Source organism: Modicisalibacter luteus DSM 23508 (assembly GCF_000378505.1).
In the GTDB taxonomy this organism is placed as follows: domain Bacteria; phylum Pseudomonadota; class Gammaproteobacteria; order Pseudomonadales; family Halomonadaceae; genus Modicisalibacter; species Modicisalibacter luteus.
Window position 1 is genome coordinate 92075 of sequence record NZ_KB899998.1, and the last position, 15741, is coordinate 107815.

At 60.5% G+C, this 15741-nt stretch carries 13 protein-coding genes; all 13 read left to right on the forward strand.

Annotated features, from left to right (window positions below; genetic code table 11):
• Positions 1 to 558: a ribosome recycling factor gene (gene frr / locus F568_RS0115175; RefSeq protein ID WP_019019602.1), complete on the forward strand. Its 558-nt coding sequence runs from the start codon at positions 1 to 3 to the stop codon at positions 556 to 558.
• A 55-nt stretch (positions 559 to 613) separates the two neighbouring features.
• Positions 614 to 1357, forward strand: a complete 744-nt coding sequence (gene uppS / locus F568_RS0115180) for a polyprenyl diphosphate synthase (RefSeq protein WP_019019603.1) — start codon at positions 614 to 616, stop codon at positions 1355 to 1357.
• Complete coding sequence (locus F568_RS0115185) at positions 1350 to 2147, forward strand: phosphatidate cytidylyltransferase (protein ID WP_019019604.1); 798 nt, start codon at positions 1350 to 1352, stop codon at positions 2145 to 2147. Before uppS ends, F568_RS0115185 begins: the two co-directional genes overlap by 8 nt.
• 10 nt (positions 2148 to 2157) lie before the next feature.
• Positions 2158 to 3357 (forward strand): 1-deoxy-D-xylulose-5-phosphate reductoisomerase, encoded by a 1200-nt coding sequence (gene ispC, locus F568_RS0115190; protein WP_019019605.1) that lies wholly within the window; start codon positions 2158 to 2160, stop codon positions 3355 to 3357.
• A gap of 17 nt (positions 3358 to 3374) precedes the next feature.
• Positions 3375 to 4727, forward strand: coding sequence for a sigma E protease regulator RseP (gene rseP, locus F568_RS0115195; protein WP_019019606.1), 1353 nt, complete (start codon positions 3375 to 3377; stop codon positions 4725 to 4727).
• Positions 4728 to 4885: 158 nt separating this feature from the next.
• Positions 4886 to 7219 carry an outer membrane protein assembly factor BamA gene (gene bamA, locus F568_RS0115200; RefSeq protein WP_019019607.1) on the forward strand — a complete coding sequence of 778 codons (2334 nt, stop codon included), beginning with the start codon at positions 4886 to 4888 and terminating at the stop codon, positions 7217 to 7219.
• A 34-nt stretch (positions 7220 to 7253) separates the two neighbouring features.
• Positions 7254 to 7748 (forward strand): OmpH/Skp family outer membrane protein, encoded by a 495-nt coding sequence (locus tag F568_RS0115205; RefSeq protein ID WP_019019608.1) that lies wholly within the window; start codon positions 7254 to 7256, stop codon positions 7746 to 7748.
• A gap of 44 nt (positions 7749 to 7792) precedes the next feature.
• A complete protein-coding gene (lpxD, locus tag F568_RS0115210; RefSeq protein WP_371827863.1) occupies positions 7793 to 8824 on the forward strand; it encodes a UDP-3-O-(3-hydroxymyristoyl)glucosamine N-acyltransferase in 1032 nt (343 codons plus the stop codon).
• 117 nt (positions 8825 to 8941) lie between these two features.
• On the forward strand, positions 8942 to 9385 hold the full coding sequence (gene fabZ, locus F568_RS0115215) for a 3-hydroxyacyl-ACP dehydratase FabZ (protein WP_040476423.1): 444 nt from the start codon (positions 8942 to 8944) through the stop codon (positions 9383 to 9385).
• Positions 9382 to 10152, forward strand: coding sequence for an acyl-ACP--UDP-N-acetylglucosamine O-acyltransferase (lpxA, locus tag F568_RS0115220; RefSeq protein WP_019019611.1), 771 nt, complete (start codon positions 9382 to 9384; stop codon positions 10150 to 10152). Before fabZ ends, lpxA begins: the two co-directional genes overlap by 4 nt.
• Positions 10153 to 10165: 13 nt before the next feature.
• Positions 10166 to 11344 carry a lipid-A-disaccharide synthase gene (lpxB, locus tag F568_RS0115225; RefSeq protein WP_019019612.1) on the forward strand — a complete coding sequence of 393 codons (1179 nt, stop codon included), beginning with the start codon at positions 10166 to 10168 and terminating at the stop codon, positions 11342 to 11344.
• The gene (rnhB, locus tag F568_RS0115230) at positions 11341 to 12015 is read left to right on the forward strand and encodes a ribonuclease HII (protein ID WP_019019613.1); all 675 of its coding nucleotides are present in this window, start codon (positions 11341 to 11343) and stop codon (positions 12013 to 12015) included. The genes lpxB and rnhB overlap by 4 nt, the downstream gene beginning before the upstream one ends.
• A gap of 90 nt (positions 12016 to 12105) precedes the next feature.
• Positions 12106 to 15609, forward strand: a complete 3504-nt coding sequence (gene dnaE, locus F568_RS0115235) for a DNA polymerase III subunit alpha (RefSeq protein ID WP_019019614.1) — start codon at positions 12106 to 12108, stop codon at positions 15607 to 15609.
• Positions 15610 to 15741: the final 132 nt, after the last annotated feature.

A 15741-nucleotide genomic window follows, 5' to 3' on the forward strand; every position in this document is an offset into this window, starting at 1 on the left:
GTGATCAACGATATCAAGAAAGACGCCGAAACGCGCATGAAGAAAAGCCTGGAGTCGCTTCAGGCGAACTTCCACAAGATCCGTACCGGACGTGCCCATCCCAGCATCCTGGATTCGGTGACCGTGGATTACTACGGTGCTCAGATGCCGCTCAATCAGGTCGCCAGCATCAATGTCGAAGACGCCCGTACCTTGGCTGTGGTGCCCTGGGAAAGGCCCATGGTGCCCAAGATCGAGAAGGCGATAATGACCTCTGATCTGGGGCTCAACCCGTCGACCGCAGGTAACGTCATTCGTGTGCCAATGCCAGCGCTGACTGAAGAGACGCGCAAGAACTATATCAAGCAAGCTCGCGGTGAAGCAGAAAATGCGCGCGTTGCTGTGCGTAACGTACGCCGCGATGCCAACAGTGATATCAAGGCCTTGCTCAAGGATAAAGAAATTTCCGAAGACGAAGAGCACCGCGCCGAGGACGATATCCAGAAGCTGACCGACAAGCATATTGCTGAGATCGATAAGTTGCTGGAGTCCAAGGAGCATGACCTGATGCAGGTCTGAGCTGGAAACGGGCGGCACATAGGCCGCCCGAATTGACTCACACTCGCGAGTTAACATGACGTCACCGCAGTCTTTTCAAGTGCCGCGTCACGTGGCCATCATCATGGACGGCAACAACCGCTGGGCCCGGGCGCATGGGTTGTCCGGCATTCGCGGTCACCACGCTGGTGTCGAGTCTGTCCGTGCCGTCATCCGCCGTGCTGTGGAGCGCGGTGTCGAAACCCTCACGCTGTTCGCTTTCTCCAGTGAGAACTGGAAACGCCCGGCCGGCGAAGTTAGAGCGCTCATGGAGCTTTTCCTGATGGCGCTCAAGCGGGAGGTAAAGAAGCTGCATGAGCATGATATTCGGCTCACCATCGTCGGCGAGCGCGAGGCGTTCTCAAAGTCGATTCAGCAGCACATCCAGCGAGCCGAGGCGCTGACACGCAACAATCGAGGGCTGCACTTGATCGTCGCCGCCAATTATGGCGGGCAATGGGACATCACCATGGCGGCCAGGCGATTGGCAGCTCGGGTTGGAAGCGGCGAACTGCAGGCCGACGACATCGACGAAACGGTCCTGGACCGGGAAATTGCCATGAACAGTGCTCCGCCCGTGGATCTTTGCATCCGCACCAGTGGCGAGCAGCGCATTTCCAATTTCCTGCTCTGGCAGTTGGCCTATTCGGAGCTTTTCTTTTCGCCCCGGTTGTGGCCGGATTTTGATGCCGACGCGTTCGATGAGGCCATCGAGGCCTTTGCCGGCCGTCAGCGGCGTTTCGGCATGACACAGGAACAGATCGAGGCCCAGGGTGCTTAAACAACGCATATTGACGGCGTTGGTGCTTGCGCCGCTGGCGCTGGTGGGCCTGTTTGGCCTCACCGAAGGTGGTTTTGCCCTTTTTACCGGGGCAGTGGTGCTATGGGGAGGCTGGGAATGGGCCAACCTGTCGGGGGTGGAGCATCCGACACAACGCCTGGCCTATGTTGCCAGCCTGGTAACAGTGATGATCCTGGCCTGGCTGGGGGGCGTCGTACAGGCAGCGTGGCCGCTGTGGTTGGGGGCGATCGGCTGGTTGATCAGCGGTTACTGGGTGGTGCGCTATCCACGGTCGAGTGATCAGTGGCGGGCTCCGGCAGTCCGTTTGACCATGGGAGTGTGGGTGCTGTTGCCATGCTGGATAGGGTTCAACCAGCTGCGTGCCATCGGTAGCGAGTGGCTGCTTTACGTACTGCTGCTGGTCTGGGTGGCCGATATCGGTGCCTACTTTGCCGGACGCCGGTTTGGGCGTCGCAAATTGGCCCCCCGCGTCAGCCCGGGCAAGTCCTGGGAGGGTGTGTATGGGGGCATGGTCGCGACCGCCTTGCTGGCCTTGCTGTTCGCCTCGTGGCTGGATATGGGCACGGCGCAGGGTGTTTGGCTTGTCGTTGCCACGCTGATCGTGACGCTGATGTCGGTGCTAGGTGACCTGCTGGAAAGCATGCTCAAGCGACTGCGCGGTATCAAGGATTCCGGCTGCCTTCTGCCCGGCCATGGCGGCATCCTTGACCGCATCGACAGCCTGACAGCCGCCATTCCGCTGTTCGCCCTGTTCAGGCTATGGGGCTGAGGAGCGCTTGATGTTCGATATTGCCACACCGAACGACCGTAAGTCGGTCACGGTTCTGGGAGCCACTGGCTCGATTGGGACCAGCACGCTGGATGTCCTGGCTCGCCATCCCGAACGCTACCGCGTCCATGCCCTGACGGCCTGTACTCGCCGCGAGGCGCTTCGCGATCAATGCCTGATTCATCACCCCGCGGTGGCCGTGTTGGCGCATGAGCAGGACGCAGCCTGGTTGCGCGATGAGCTGGGGCGTGTCGGCGTTACCACCGAAGTGCGGTCTGGCGAGCACGCCTTGCAAGAGGTTGCCGAGTCGAGTGATGTGGATGTCGTCATGGCAGCTATCGTCGGTGCGGCCGGCCTGTTGCCAACGTTGGCAGCGGTGCGTGCGGGCAAGCGTGTCCTGCTGGCCAATAAGGAAGCGCTGGTCATGTCCGGAGCGCTGTTCATGGACGAAGTGGCACGCCATGACGCCATATTATTACCCATCGATTCTGAACATAATGCCATTTACCAGTGTCTACCTCCCGGGCATCGAGGGCGCCTCGCCGAGATCGGCGTAACCCAGCTACTATTAACCGCTTCCGGGGGGCCCTTTCGAGGCTGGGACGCTGCGCGACTGACTACGGTGACTCCTGAGCAGGCCTGTGCGCACCCCAACTGGGCGATGGGGCGCAAGATATCGGTGGATAGTGCAACCCTAATGAACAAGGGGCTGGAACTGATTGAGGCGTGCTGGCTGTTCGATGCTCGACCCGAGCAGATCCAGGTCGTCGTGCATCCCCAGAGTGTGATTCATTCGATGGCGTCCTATAGCGACGGCTCGGTGCTCGCCCAGTTGGGTAATCCCGACATGCGCACGCCGATCGCCTATGGTCTGGCCTGGCCCGAACGGATTGCCGCCGGGGTCGAACGCCTTGACCTGTTCAGTGTGGCCAGGCTCGACTTCGAAGCGCCTGATGAAGTGGCTTTTCCCTGTCTGCGTCTGGCGCGGGAAGCCATGGCAGCGGGCGGCACGGCTCCGGCGCTAATGAATGCAGCCAACGAGGTCGCCGTGAAAGCTTTTCTAACCGGTGGAGTGGGTTTCACCCGGATTCCCGAGATCATCGAGTCTGTGCTGGACGCCTGTGACGTCAAGGCCGCCGATGAGTTGGACGTCATTCTTGCCGAGGACGCGCGCGCCCGCCGCGTTGCCGAGCGGCAACTGGCACGCTAAGCGGGGAGGATAGCGCTATGGGTGCGATACAAAATATTTTGGCGGTCATCCTCGTTCTTGGCCTACTGATCACGTTTCACGAATTCGGCCACTTCTGGGTGGCGCGGCGTTGCGGCGTAAAGGTGCTACGTTTCTCTGTCGGCTTCGGCAAGCCACTGTGGTCACGCTTCGACCGTCACGGTACCGAATTCGCTGTGGCGGCCATCCCCTTGGGGGGATATGTCAAAATGCTTGACGAGCGCGAAGGACCGGTCGCTCCCGATGAGCAGCATCGTGCGTTTAACCGCAAGAGCGTGTGGGCACGGATAGCCATTGTCATTGCCGGTCCGCTGGCCAACTTTCTGTTGGCTCTGGTCGCCTACTGGCTGCTTTTTGTCGCCGGCACGTCGACGGTGGCGCCTGTCATCGGTAGTGTGGCTCCCGATTCTCCCGCGGCGCAGGCCGGCTTGACGCCTGGGCAGGAAATCGTTGCTGTTCAGGGCGACAGGACCCGCTCGTGGGAAGACGTCAATCTTGAGTTGATCTCGCGTATCGGCCTCAGCGGCAACCTGGACGTCAGTGTGCTTGGAGAGAAAAGTACCGAAGCCCAGGTGCATAATGTCAATGTAAACAACTGGCTTGCTCAGCAGGATCCTCCTCGGCCTTTGCAGACGCTGGGTATCACGCCATGGCGCCCCGAGACTCCGGCCGTGCTTGGCCAGGTGCTCGAAGGTGAAGCGGCTGCCCAGGCCGGACTTGAGGCGGGAGATCGTATCGTGGCGGTCGACGGTGCACCGGTCGAGGACTGGCTGGGTTTCGTCGACCGGGTTCGTCACCGTCCCGGCGAAACCTTGGCGTTACGCGTGGAGCGTGACGGTGAGTACCTTGATATGAGTCTGACGCCGGGCAGCCGAGAGGTAAAAGGCGAGACGATCGGTTATATCGGCGCCGGTGTTGAACCTGTCAGTTGGCCCGAAGAGTATCGGCGCGAGATTCGTTACGGCCCCCTGGCCGCGGTCGGGCAATCGGTGTCACGTACTGCCGAGATGACAGTGCTGACCCTTGACTCGATTCGCAAGATGCTGGTCGGGTTGATTGCGCCATCCAACCTGTCGGGGCCGATTACCATCGCACGGATTGCCGGCGATACGGCACGTAGCGGCCTTGAAAGCTTCATCAGCTTCATGGCGTATTTGTCCATTAGCCTGGGCGTTCTCAATCTACTGCCGATTCCGGTACTTGATGGCGGTCATTTGGCGTACTACCTCATCGAGGCAGTTCGAGGGCGTCCCGTGTCCGAGGCGGTCCAGGCGGTGGGGCTGCGGATTGGTCTGGCGCTGGTCGGGACGCTGATGATGATGGCACTGTATTTTGACCTGATGCGGCTGTAATGGACTGATGCCGCAATGAATTTTACCGGCGCCTCAGGCGCCCCTCGGCCCAGGGCGGCCTGTCGTCAAGCAGTACGCTTGGCCTTGTCAGTTACCCTGGGAAATGTATAAGGTGCCTGTTCAGCGAGCGAGCAGAACAGATCGGGCGAAACGACTGCATGAAACTCAAGACCCTCGGATTGGTGGTAGTGCTGGCAACCAGCACCCAAGCGGCCATGGCGGCCAATTTCACGGTGTCCGATATTCGCGTAGAAGGCCTGCAGCGCGTTTCGGCCGCATCAGTATTCAATGCCTTCCCGGTGAGTGCTAACGAAAGTGTAGACGATCGGGAGTTGGCGCAAGCCGCCAAGCAGCTCTTCGCTACGGGCCTGTTCGAAGACGTCCGCCTGGCCCGGGACGGTGGCGTTCTGGTGATCCATGTGGTCGAGCGTCCGTCCATTTCTCGCATCGAGATCGAGGGCAACTCGCAAGTCGCCGAAGAGGATCTGCTCAAGGGCATGGCCGAGACCGGCCTGGCCGAGGGGCAGGTGCTGCAGCGTGCCTCGCTTGAGGAAGTGGAGCGTCAGCTTGAGCAGCTCTACCATTCTCAAGGGCGATATAGCGCCAGTATCGAGACCTCAGTCGAGCCGGTCGACCGCAACCGCGTGCAGGTCAATATCGATGTCAACGAAGGGGCCGTTGCCAAGATCCGCCAGATCAACGTTGTCGGTAACGAGGCATTTGACGACGAGACCCTGCGCGATCTTATTCAGCTCGAGGATCGGCCGGGCTGGCTCTTCGGCTGGTTCTCCGACGACGAGTATTCTCGGGAGAAGCTCGCCGGTGATCTCGAGACCCTGCGTTCATACTATCTCGACCGTGGCTACGTGAACTTCGCGATCACTTCCACCCAAGTCGCCATCAGTCCCGATAAGTCAAAGATCTATGTCACGATCAACGTTGACGAAGGTCGCCGTTATCGCATCGACGAAATTCGTTTCGCGGGAGACCTGATCCTGCCCGAGAGCCAGGCACGCTCGCTGGTGACGGCCAAGTCAGGTGACATCTACTCACGCAGCTCGTTGACCGAATCTGCCGAGGCTCTGCGCCAGGCACTGGGCGCGGAAGGATTCGCCTTCGCCAACGTCGATAGCGTGCCGGAGGTCGATGAGGTGGGTGATACCGTCGACGTGACTTTCCGTGTCGACCCCGGCCGGCGTGCTTATGTGCGTCGCATCAACTTCGAGGGTAACACCACTACCCAGGACGAGGTGCTGCGCCGCGAGATGATCCAAATGGAAGGGGCGCCAGCCTCTACCGACAAGATCAGCCAGTCCAAGCAGCGTCTGGAGCGCCTGGGCTTCTTCCGCCAGGTTGATGTCGAGACCCGGCCCGTGGCCGGCGAGCCCGATCAGGTGGATGTTACCTACAATGTCGAGGAACAGCCGTCCGGCTCGATCTCGGCCAGCGTCGGCTATTCGCAGTCCGCCGGGATCATCTATGGCGCTGCTCTTGCTCAGAAGAATTTCCTGGGTACAGGCAATCAGGTCAATGTCGGTGCGCAGCGGAGCGACACCTACACCAATCTGAATTTTGGCTATACCGACCCCTACTGGACGCTCGACGGGATCTCGCGTGGTTACAACCTCTTCTATCGCGAAACCGATTACGAAGACTCTGATATTTCCACGTATTCCACCGACTCATACGGTGGCAGTATCGATTTTGGCTACCCGATCAATGACCTCAGTCGTTTGAATTTCGGGGTAGGGCTCGAGGATCTGTCCATCGAGACCTACAATGACACGCCGGCCGAGATCGTCGAATACGTCGATACCCAGGGCAACGATGCAATGAGCTACAAGCTCACCGCCAGCTGGACACGTAACAATCTCAACCGGGGTATCATGCCTACTGATGGCAGCTATCAGCGCGTGGCGCTGGAAACCGCCGTGCCCGGTTCCGATGCTGAATATTACAAGCTGCGCTACAACGGCAGGAAACTGTTCGAAGTCAGCCCTGACTGGTCGCTCAAGTTCAGCACATCGCTGGGTTATGCCGACACCATCGGCAACGATCCTTACCCGTTCTATGAAAACTTCTATTCCGGTGGACTGGGCTCGGTGCGTGGTTTCTCCGGTAACACGCTGGGGCCGGCTACCACCGAGCGAAACAACGGCGACGATGACACCTTAGGTGGTAACGTGCTGGTGGAAGGCTCTGTCGAGCTGATCTATCCCTTCCCCTGGGTTGAGGATCGCCGTTCCTTGCAGACGTCAGTTTTCATGGATGCCGGCAATACCTACCTTACCGATTGCTATGCCGTTCCCGATGGTTATGAGTCGAACTGCGAAAGTGGTGTCGATCTCGGTGAGCTTCGCTACAGTGTGGGCCTTGGACTGTCCTGGCTGACCCCGGTGGGGCCGCTGACGTTTAGTGTGGCCAAGCCGCTCAACGAGCAGGAAGGCGACGATACCCAGACCTTCCAGTTCTCCCTTGGTCAGACATTCTGATGCCGATGCCAGTAGACGCGACAAGGAGACTTTCATGCGCAAGTTGACAGGGGCTCTGTGCTTGCTGGGTATGTTGTCCGTGCCCGCCCATGCAACGGAAGTGGCGGTACTTGACTGGCGTGAGGCGCTGATGAGCTCCGAGGCAGCGCAGCACTCCATGAACGAGCTGCGTAACCAGACCAGTGGTCAGCGCCAGCGTGCTGAAAGCTTGGGGCAGGAGTTACAGCAGTTACAGCAACGGTTGCAGCAGGATAGCGACGTCATGTCCGAATCCGAGCGCAGCCGTGTGCACCAGGAGCTGAGCCAGAAAGGGAGCGAGTTCCAGCAGTTGCGCGCCCAAATCCAGCAGGCCCAGCAGCAGGCAGAGCAGAAGTTTCTGCAATCCGCCAAGCCGCAGTTGGATCGAGCCATCGAGCAGGTCGTCAGCAAGTATGACGTACAGTTGCTGGTCGATCGCGACTCGGTGGTTCATATGGCCGATGGACTCGACCTGACTCAGGAAGTTACCGACATTCTCAACGATAAGTGATTGTTCGGCGCGTCCCCGGACGCCCGCTCGCCGATGCCATGACAATGACGACACCTTTTACCTGCTCTCTCGCCGAGCTGGCCCAGCGGCTGGGGGCAACCCTCGTCGGCGACGGTGAACGCCGCGTGAGCGGGCTGGCTACGCTCAGCGATGCCGGCCCTCAGGACATCAGCTTTTTGGCCAACAAGGCCTATCTCAAGTACCTGGCCGAGACACGCGCCGCCGCGGTACTGATTCATCCAGCTCATGCCGCTGATTGTCCCACGGCTCGTCTTGAGCTCGACAACCCCTACCTGGCGTATGCCCAACTGTCACGACTGTTCGATCCCTTCAATGCCCAGATAGCAAGCGGCGTACATGAGACGGCATGGGTTGCTGAGGGCGTATCGCTGGGCAGCAACGTGAGTATTGGGCCCCAGGCTGTGGTCGAGGCGGGAGCGGTGATCGGTGACGATGTCGTCATCGGGGCGGGCTGCGTTATCGGGTGTGATTCGGTGATTGGCGAAGGCTCCCTGCTGCATGCCAATGTCAGCGTATATCACGGGGTCGTCATCGGTGCACGAGCCATTCTCCATAGTGGTTGTGTCATTGGAGCCGATGGCTTCGGTTTCGCTCACGATGGTGGCGGCTGGCACAAGATCGCCCAGCTCGGTGGGGTAATTCTGGGAGATGATGTCGAGATCGGCAGTTGTTCGAGCATCGATCGTGGCGCGTTGGGTGACACCATGATCGGTAACGACGTCAAGATCGACAGTCAGGTGCAGATCGCGCACAACGTACAGATTGGCGATCACACGGCGCTGGCAGGGTGTGTGGGGATCGCCGGGTCTACCAAAGTGGGCCGTCACTGCATGCTGGGCGGCGGCGTAGGACTGGCCGGACACCTGACGATCTGTGACGGGGTGCAGGTCACCGGCATGAGCTTGGTAACCAATTCCATCACCAAGCCGGGCGTGTATTCGTCGGGAACCGGAGCTATGAGCAACGCACTGTGGCGCAAGAACGCCGTACGCTTCAAGCAGCTCGACGATATTGCCAAGCGTTTGGCGCGACTTGAGCGTGACAATCGTACGTGAACGGCTGTCAGGGCCGTAGCGTGACGCTATAATCCACCGCCTAGTCAATCAGCGGGTATCCGCTCAAGAATGCCCACCCTGTCCGGTGGGCATTACGCACTTTCAGAGGTTGCATCGATGGTAATGGACATCAACGAGATTCGTGAATATCTGCCACACCGCTATCCATTCCTACTGGTGGATCGCGTGGTAGATATCACGCTGGGGGAGCGCATCGTCGCCTACAAGAACGTCAGCATCAATGAGCCGTTCTTCAATGGCCACTTTCCGCATCACCCCATCATGCCGGGTGTCCTGGTCGTCGAAGCAATGGCGCAGGTCTGCGGTATCCTGGGATTCAAGACGGTCAACAAGTTACCGCGTGACGGTTATGTCTATTATCTTGTCGGCAGCGACAACGTACGCTTCAAGCGTCCCGTCATGCCGGGTGATCAGCTGCACCTGGAGGCGCAAGTGATACGTGAAAAGCGGGGCATCTGGAAGTTCGCCTGCCGCGCCACCGTCGATAATGAACTGGCCTGCGAGGCCGAAATCATCTGTGCTGAGAGGAAGGTCGCTTGATACATCCTACCGCCATCGTCGACTCTTCCGCCCGCCTGGCCGATGACGTCGAGGTCGGCCCGTTCAGCGTGATAGGCCCGGATGTCGAGATCGGGGCCGGTAGCGTGTTGGGACCGCATGTGGTGGTCAAGGGCCCGACGCGGCTGGGTGAGCGCAACCGAGTATTTCAGTTCGCCTCAGTGGGTGAGGATTGCCAGGACAAGAAGTATGCCGGTGAGCCGACGCGTCTCGAGGTTGGCGACGACAACGTCATTCGCGAGGGGGTCACGCTGCATCGAGGTACCGTGCAGGATCGTGGAGTGACCTCGATCGGCAGTCGTAACCTGTTCATGGCCTATGCCCATGTCGGGCACGATTGCGTGATCGGGAACGACTGTATCCTTGCCAATCAGGCTACGCTGGGCGGTCATGTCACCCTCGGAGATCATGTTATCCTCGGCGGGCTCTCGGCCTTGCATCAATTCTGCCATGTTGGGGCCCATGCCATGTGTGGTGGGGGTTCCATCGTCACCAAGGACATCCCCGCCTACCTGATGGTCAATGGCAACCCGGCTCAGGCGCATGGCCTGAACCTGGTTGGCCTGAAGCGGCGCGGCTTCTCCCGCGAGGCGCTCAAGGCGCTTTCCGAAGCATACAAGGTCGTATACCGGCAAGGGCAGACGCTTGATCAGGCGTTGCAGACCTTGATGTCTCGCTATGCCGACATTCCTGAAGTCGAAGTCTTCATCGACTCATTGAAGCACTCGACCCGGGGCATCACCCGTTAGAAGGTGGCAGGGCATGCGTATCTACCTGGTTGCCGGTGAACTGTCTGGCGATATTCTCGGGGCCGGGCTGATGCGCGCCATCAAGGCGCGCCACCCCGAAGCTGAATTTCGTGGTATCGGTGGCCCGCGCATGATCGCCGAAGGTTTCGATAGCCTTTATCCGCTGGAAACGCTTTCGGTGATGGGGCTCGTCGAAGTGATCAAGCACTTGCCTGAGTTGGTTCGCGTGCGTCGCCACTTGCGACGCGATGCCTTGGCTTGGCAACCCGACGTAATGGTCGGCATCGATGCACCGGACTTCACTCTGGGGCTGGAGCGCCAACTGCGCGAGACCGGTATCCCGACTGCACATTACGTGAGCCCCTCGGTGTGGGCCTGGCGGCAAGGGCGGGTCAAAGGCATTGCCCGTGCGGTGGATGTCATGATGACCTTCCTGCCCTTCGAGGCGGCATTCTACGAGCGGCATCATGTGCCGGTGGCCTTCGTTGGCCACCCCTTGGCCGACGAGCTGCCTCTGGTCAACGATCGTCTCGCGGCACGCCACGAGCTCGGCCTGGCTGCCGAGGCTCCGGTGCTGGCGATGCTACCCGGCTCGCGAGCCAACGAGATACGCTTTCTAGGCCGTACTTTCCTCGACTCTGCCGCCCGACTCATCGGGCGTGTCGAGGGGCTTCAGGTCGTGATTCCGGCAGCGACACCGCAGCGTCACGAAGAACTCGCTGCGCTGCTGGTCGATTACCCCACCCTCAGGGGCAGGATCTGTCTGGTGGAAGGGCAGTCCCGAGACGCCATGGTTGCCTGTGATGCCGTCCTGCTTGCCTCTGGTACGGCCGCACTCGAAGCGATGCTCTGCCATCGGCCAATGGTGGTGGCCTACCGGATGGCCCCGGCAACGCACTGGCTGGCGCAGCGCCTGGTCAAGACCGATTGGATCTCGCTGCCCAACCTTATCGCCCGCGAAACGCTGGTGCCCGAGCTGATCCAGGACGCCGCCACACCTGAGGCGATCGCTGAGCATTTAATGATTTGGCTCGGTGACGAGCGTGCACGCCAGTCGCTGGAGGCGCGTTTTGCAGCGATGCATGCGCAACTACAGCGTGGCGCCAGCGAGCGTGCCGCCGAAACAGTGCTTGCCTTGGCAGAGCGGCGTGCGCTGCCGCAGGCGGCGGATGTGTTGGAGAAAGACTCATGACCCTGGCCATGCTTGACAAACAGGTTGCTGTTAAGAAGAAGAGGAAAGTCCCTCTCGATGATTTTCCTGAGCTGATCGTCGAATATACCGGCGAGCGGCTGGCCGGCGTCGATGAGGTCGGGCGCGGCCCACTGGCAGGGGCTGTGGTCGCGGCAGCGGTAATTCTCGACCCCTGTCGTCCCATCGATGGCCTGGGCGACTCCAAGGCATTGACCGAAAAGCGCCGCCTCGAACTCGATGCCTTGATTCGTGACCGCGCCTTGGCCTTCGCTGTAGCGGAGGCATCGCCGGCGGAGATCGATGAGCTGAATATTTACCATGCCACCCACTTGGCGATGCGTCGCGCCATTGATGCGCTCAAGGTCGCAGCCGAATACCTGCTAGTGGACGGCAACTGCCTGCCAAGGCATCATCTTCCCGGTCAGGCGGTGGTGAAAGGCGACGCCCGTCACCCGGCGATCGGGGCGGCATCAATCCTGGCCAAAGTCGCGCGCGACGCGCAGATGGTCGCGCTCGATGCCCGCTTCCCCGAGTATGGTTTCGCCCGCCACAAGGGCTATCCCACGCCAGAGCATCTGGCGGCATTGTCCCGGCTCGGGCCATTGGCCGAGCACCGACGATCTTTTGCGCCGGTAAAAAAACAGCTCGAGCTTTTTTCGTCCGCCGGATAGCGCGGATCCGACCGTATTCCACCGCGCTCTGATACGCTGCGAGAGGCGACTCCACGCAGCTACCATTGCCCGAACAACCGCGAGTCCGATATGACCACGCCCTTCGTTCACCTTCGCGTGCATAGCGAATATTCTCTCGTCGACGGCCTGGTGCGCCTCAAGCCCCTGGTTCAGGCGACTGCCGAGGCTGGCATGCCAGCCATGTCGCTCACCGACGAAGCCAACCTGTTCGGTCTGGTCAAGGCCTACAAGAATGCGCAAGGCGCCGGACTCAAGCCAATCATCGGCGCTGACCTGTGGCTGGAAAACCCGTTCGACGAAGGGCATCCGTACCGCCTGACGTTGCTGGCCATGGACAACGACGGCTATCGCAACCTGACCGAGCTGATCTCACGGGGATGGGTCGAGGGCCAACGCCAAGGGCTAGCGATCCTCAAGAAAGAATGGGTATTCGCGCAAAGCGATGGGTTGATTGCGCTGTCTGGCGGCCGCGAGGGCGAGATTGGGCGTTTCCTGCTCGCTGAGCATAACGATGAGGCCCGCGAACTGCTGGCCGAATGGCAGCGCCATTTCCCCGAGCGATTCTATCTGGAGCTGACACGCACCGGCCGTCAGCATGAGGAAGAGTGCGTCCACCTATCGGTTCAGCTAGCCGCCGAAACCGGCACACCCGTCGTGGCCACAAACGATGTGCGCTTTCTGACACGTGAAGATTTCTGGGCCCACGAGACGCGGGTATCCATCGGCGAGGGCAAGGCACTCGACGATCCGCGTCGTGAACGTCGCTATAGCGAGGAGCAATACCTCAAGAGCCCCGAGGAAATGGCCGAGCTATTCGCCGATATTCCCGAGGCGCTAGAAAACAGCGTGATGATCGCCGCGCGCTGCAACGTCGACGTGCGTCTCGGCGAATACTTTCTTCCCGAATTCCCGATTCCAGAGGGCATGACCCTCGACGAGTATTTCCGCAAGGTCTCCCACGATGGGCTGACCGAGCGCCTCGAGCAGCTCTTTGATGCACCCAACGCCATCTATGCGGGGCGTTCGCGTGCCGAGCACGAGCCGGCCTACCGGCAGCGCCTGGATTTTGAGCTCGATATCATTACTCAGATGGGGTTTCCGGGCTACTTCCTGATCGTCATGGACTTCATCCAGTGGGCCAAGGACAACGACATCCCGGTGGGACCGGGGCGTGGGTCCGGGGCCGGGTCGCTGGTTGCCTATGCGCAGAAGATCACCGACCTCGATCCATTGGAATACGACTTGCTGTTCGAGCGTTTCCTCAACCCCGAGCGTGTGTCGATGCCCGACTTCGACGTCGACTTCTGCATGGAGAAGCGCGACCGGGTGATCGATTACGTCGCCGAACGCTATGGGCGTAACGCTGTATCGCAGATCGTGACCTTTGGCACCATGGCCGCCAAGGCGGTGGTGCGAGACGTGGCGCGTGCCCAGGGCAAGCCCTATTCACTGGGTGACAAGCTCTCCAAGCTGATTCCGTTCGAGGTTGGCATGACGCTGGCCAAGGCCATCGAACAGGAGCCAGCCCTGAAGGAGTTTCTCGAGAACGACGAGGAAGCCCAGGAAATCTGGGACATGGCGATCAAGCTCGAAGGCATAACCCGCGGCACCGGCAAGCATGCGGGTGGCGTGGTCATTGCGCCGACCAAGCTCACCGATTTTTCGCCGCTGCTCTGCGACGAGGACGGCAGCGGTCTGGTGGTACAGTTCGACAAGAACGACGTCGAGGAAGCCGGGCTGGTCAAGTTCGACTTCCTCGGCCTACGTACGCTGACCATCATCGACTGGGCGCTGGAGATGGTCGATACGGTGCGCGCGCGCAGCGGCGAGGGCCCGCTGGATATCTCGAGCATTCCGCTCAATGACGTGCCGACCTTCGACATGCTCAAGAAAGCCGAGACTACTGCGGTTTTCCAGCTCGAATCGCGCGGCATGAAGGAGCTCATCAAGCGCCTGCAGCCCGACTCGCTGGAAGACATGATTGCCCTGGTAGCCCTTTTCCGCCCGGGACCGCTGCAGTCGGGCATGGTCGATGACTTCATCAACCGCAAGCACGGGCGTGCGGAGATTTCCTATCCGCACCCCGATTATCAGCACGAACTGCTCAAGCCTGTACTTGAGCCCACCTACGGCATCATCCTCTACCAGGAGCAGGTGATGCAGATTGCCCAGGTGCTGGCGGGCTACACGCTCGGCCAGGCCGACATGCTGCGTCGCGCGATGGGCAAGAAGAAGCCCGAGGAGATGGCCAAGCAGCGTGCCGGCTTCATGGAGGGTTGTGCGGCCAACGGTATCGACAAGGACCTGGCCGGAAATATCTTCGACCTAGTGGAAAAGTTCGCCGGCTACGGCTTCAACAAGTCGCATTCGGCCGCCTATGGCCTGGTGTCCTATCAGACTGCCTGGCTCAAGACCCACTACCCGGGCCCGTTCATGGCCGCGGTGCTGTCCACCGACATGGACAACCTCGACAAGGTCGTGCCGCTGATCGAGGAGTGCCGCAACCTTGGCCTGACGGTGACCCCGCCAGACGTCAACGTCGGCGACTACAAGTTCACCGTCGATGAGCAGGGCCGCGTGGTCTATGGCCTGGGCGCGATCCGGGGCGTTGGCGAAGGGCCGATCGGGGCGATCGTCGAGGCCCGCCGTGCCGACGGACCATTCAGCGACCTGTTCGATTTCTGCCGCCGGGTCGATGCCAAGCGTATGAACAAGCGCACCCTCGAGGCGCTGATCCGCGCCGGAGCGCTGGATAGCCTGGGGCCGTCGCGGGCAGTGCTGGCCGCTGCGCTCGACGATGCCATCAAGGCTGCGCAACAGAGTACGACCAATGCCAACCTGGGCATTATCGACATGTTCGGTGAGGCATTTGCCGAGCCCGAGACCGGCGACGCCTATGCGGAATATCGTCAGGTGCGCGACTGGAGCGATAAGGAGCGCCTCGCTGGCGAAAAGGACACGCTCGGACTCTACCTGACCGGCCATCCCATCGACGAGTACGAGAAGGAATTGGCGCGTTTTGTCTCGACGCGCATCAGCTCGCTCAAGCCATCCCGCGAACCGCAGCGGGTCGCGGGTCTCGTGGTGGCGATGCGCACCATGAAGTCCAAGCGCGGCGACACCATGGCCTTCGTGACCCTCGATGATCGCACTGGCCGCATTGAGGCCTCGCTGTTCGGTGAACTATTCGACCAGGTACGCGCCAAGCTCGGCCAGGATCAGGTATTGATCGTCGAGGGTGAAGTGCAGAGCGATGATTTCTCCGGTGGCTTGCGTCTACGTGGCAAGGAGATCACGATGATGGTCGATGCCCGCCTGCGCTATGGCGAGGCGGTAGAGCTCTCCGTGGATGGCAACCGCCTGAATGGCCGCTTTATTTCCAGCCTGCGTGGCAGTCTCGATCCATGGCGCAGTGACGATGGACTGCCGGTGCGCCTGAAATATCGCAACGCCCAGGCTAGTGGTTGGCTCGAGTTGGGCGACGACTGGAAAGTATCGCCTGCCGATGAGTTGATGGTCGCGCTGCACGAGGTAGAAGGGCAGGACGGCGTCAGGCTCCGCTATCGCGGCTGAATCGACGCATGACCACTCACCGAGACGTGCCTTGCGTGTGCAAGCCAAGGTGCGATAATGCGCAATCATCGTTATCGATTGCGCATTAACGCGCTCAGCCGTGGCCTTCAGGCTGTCTATTTCAAAAAGCGA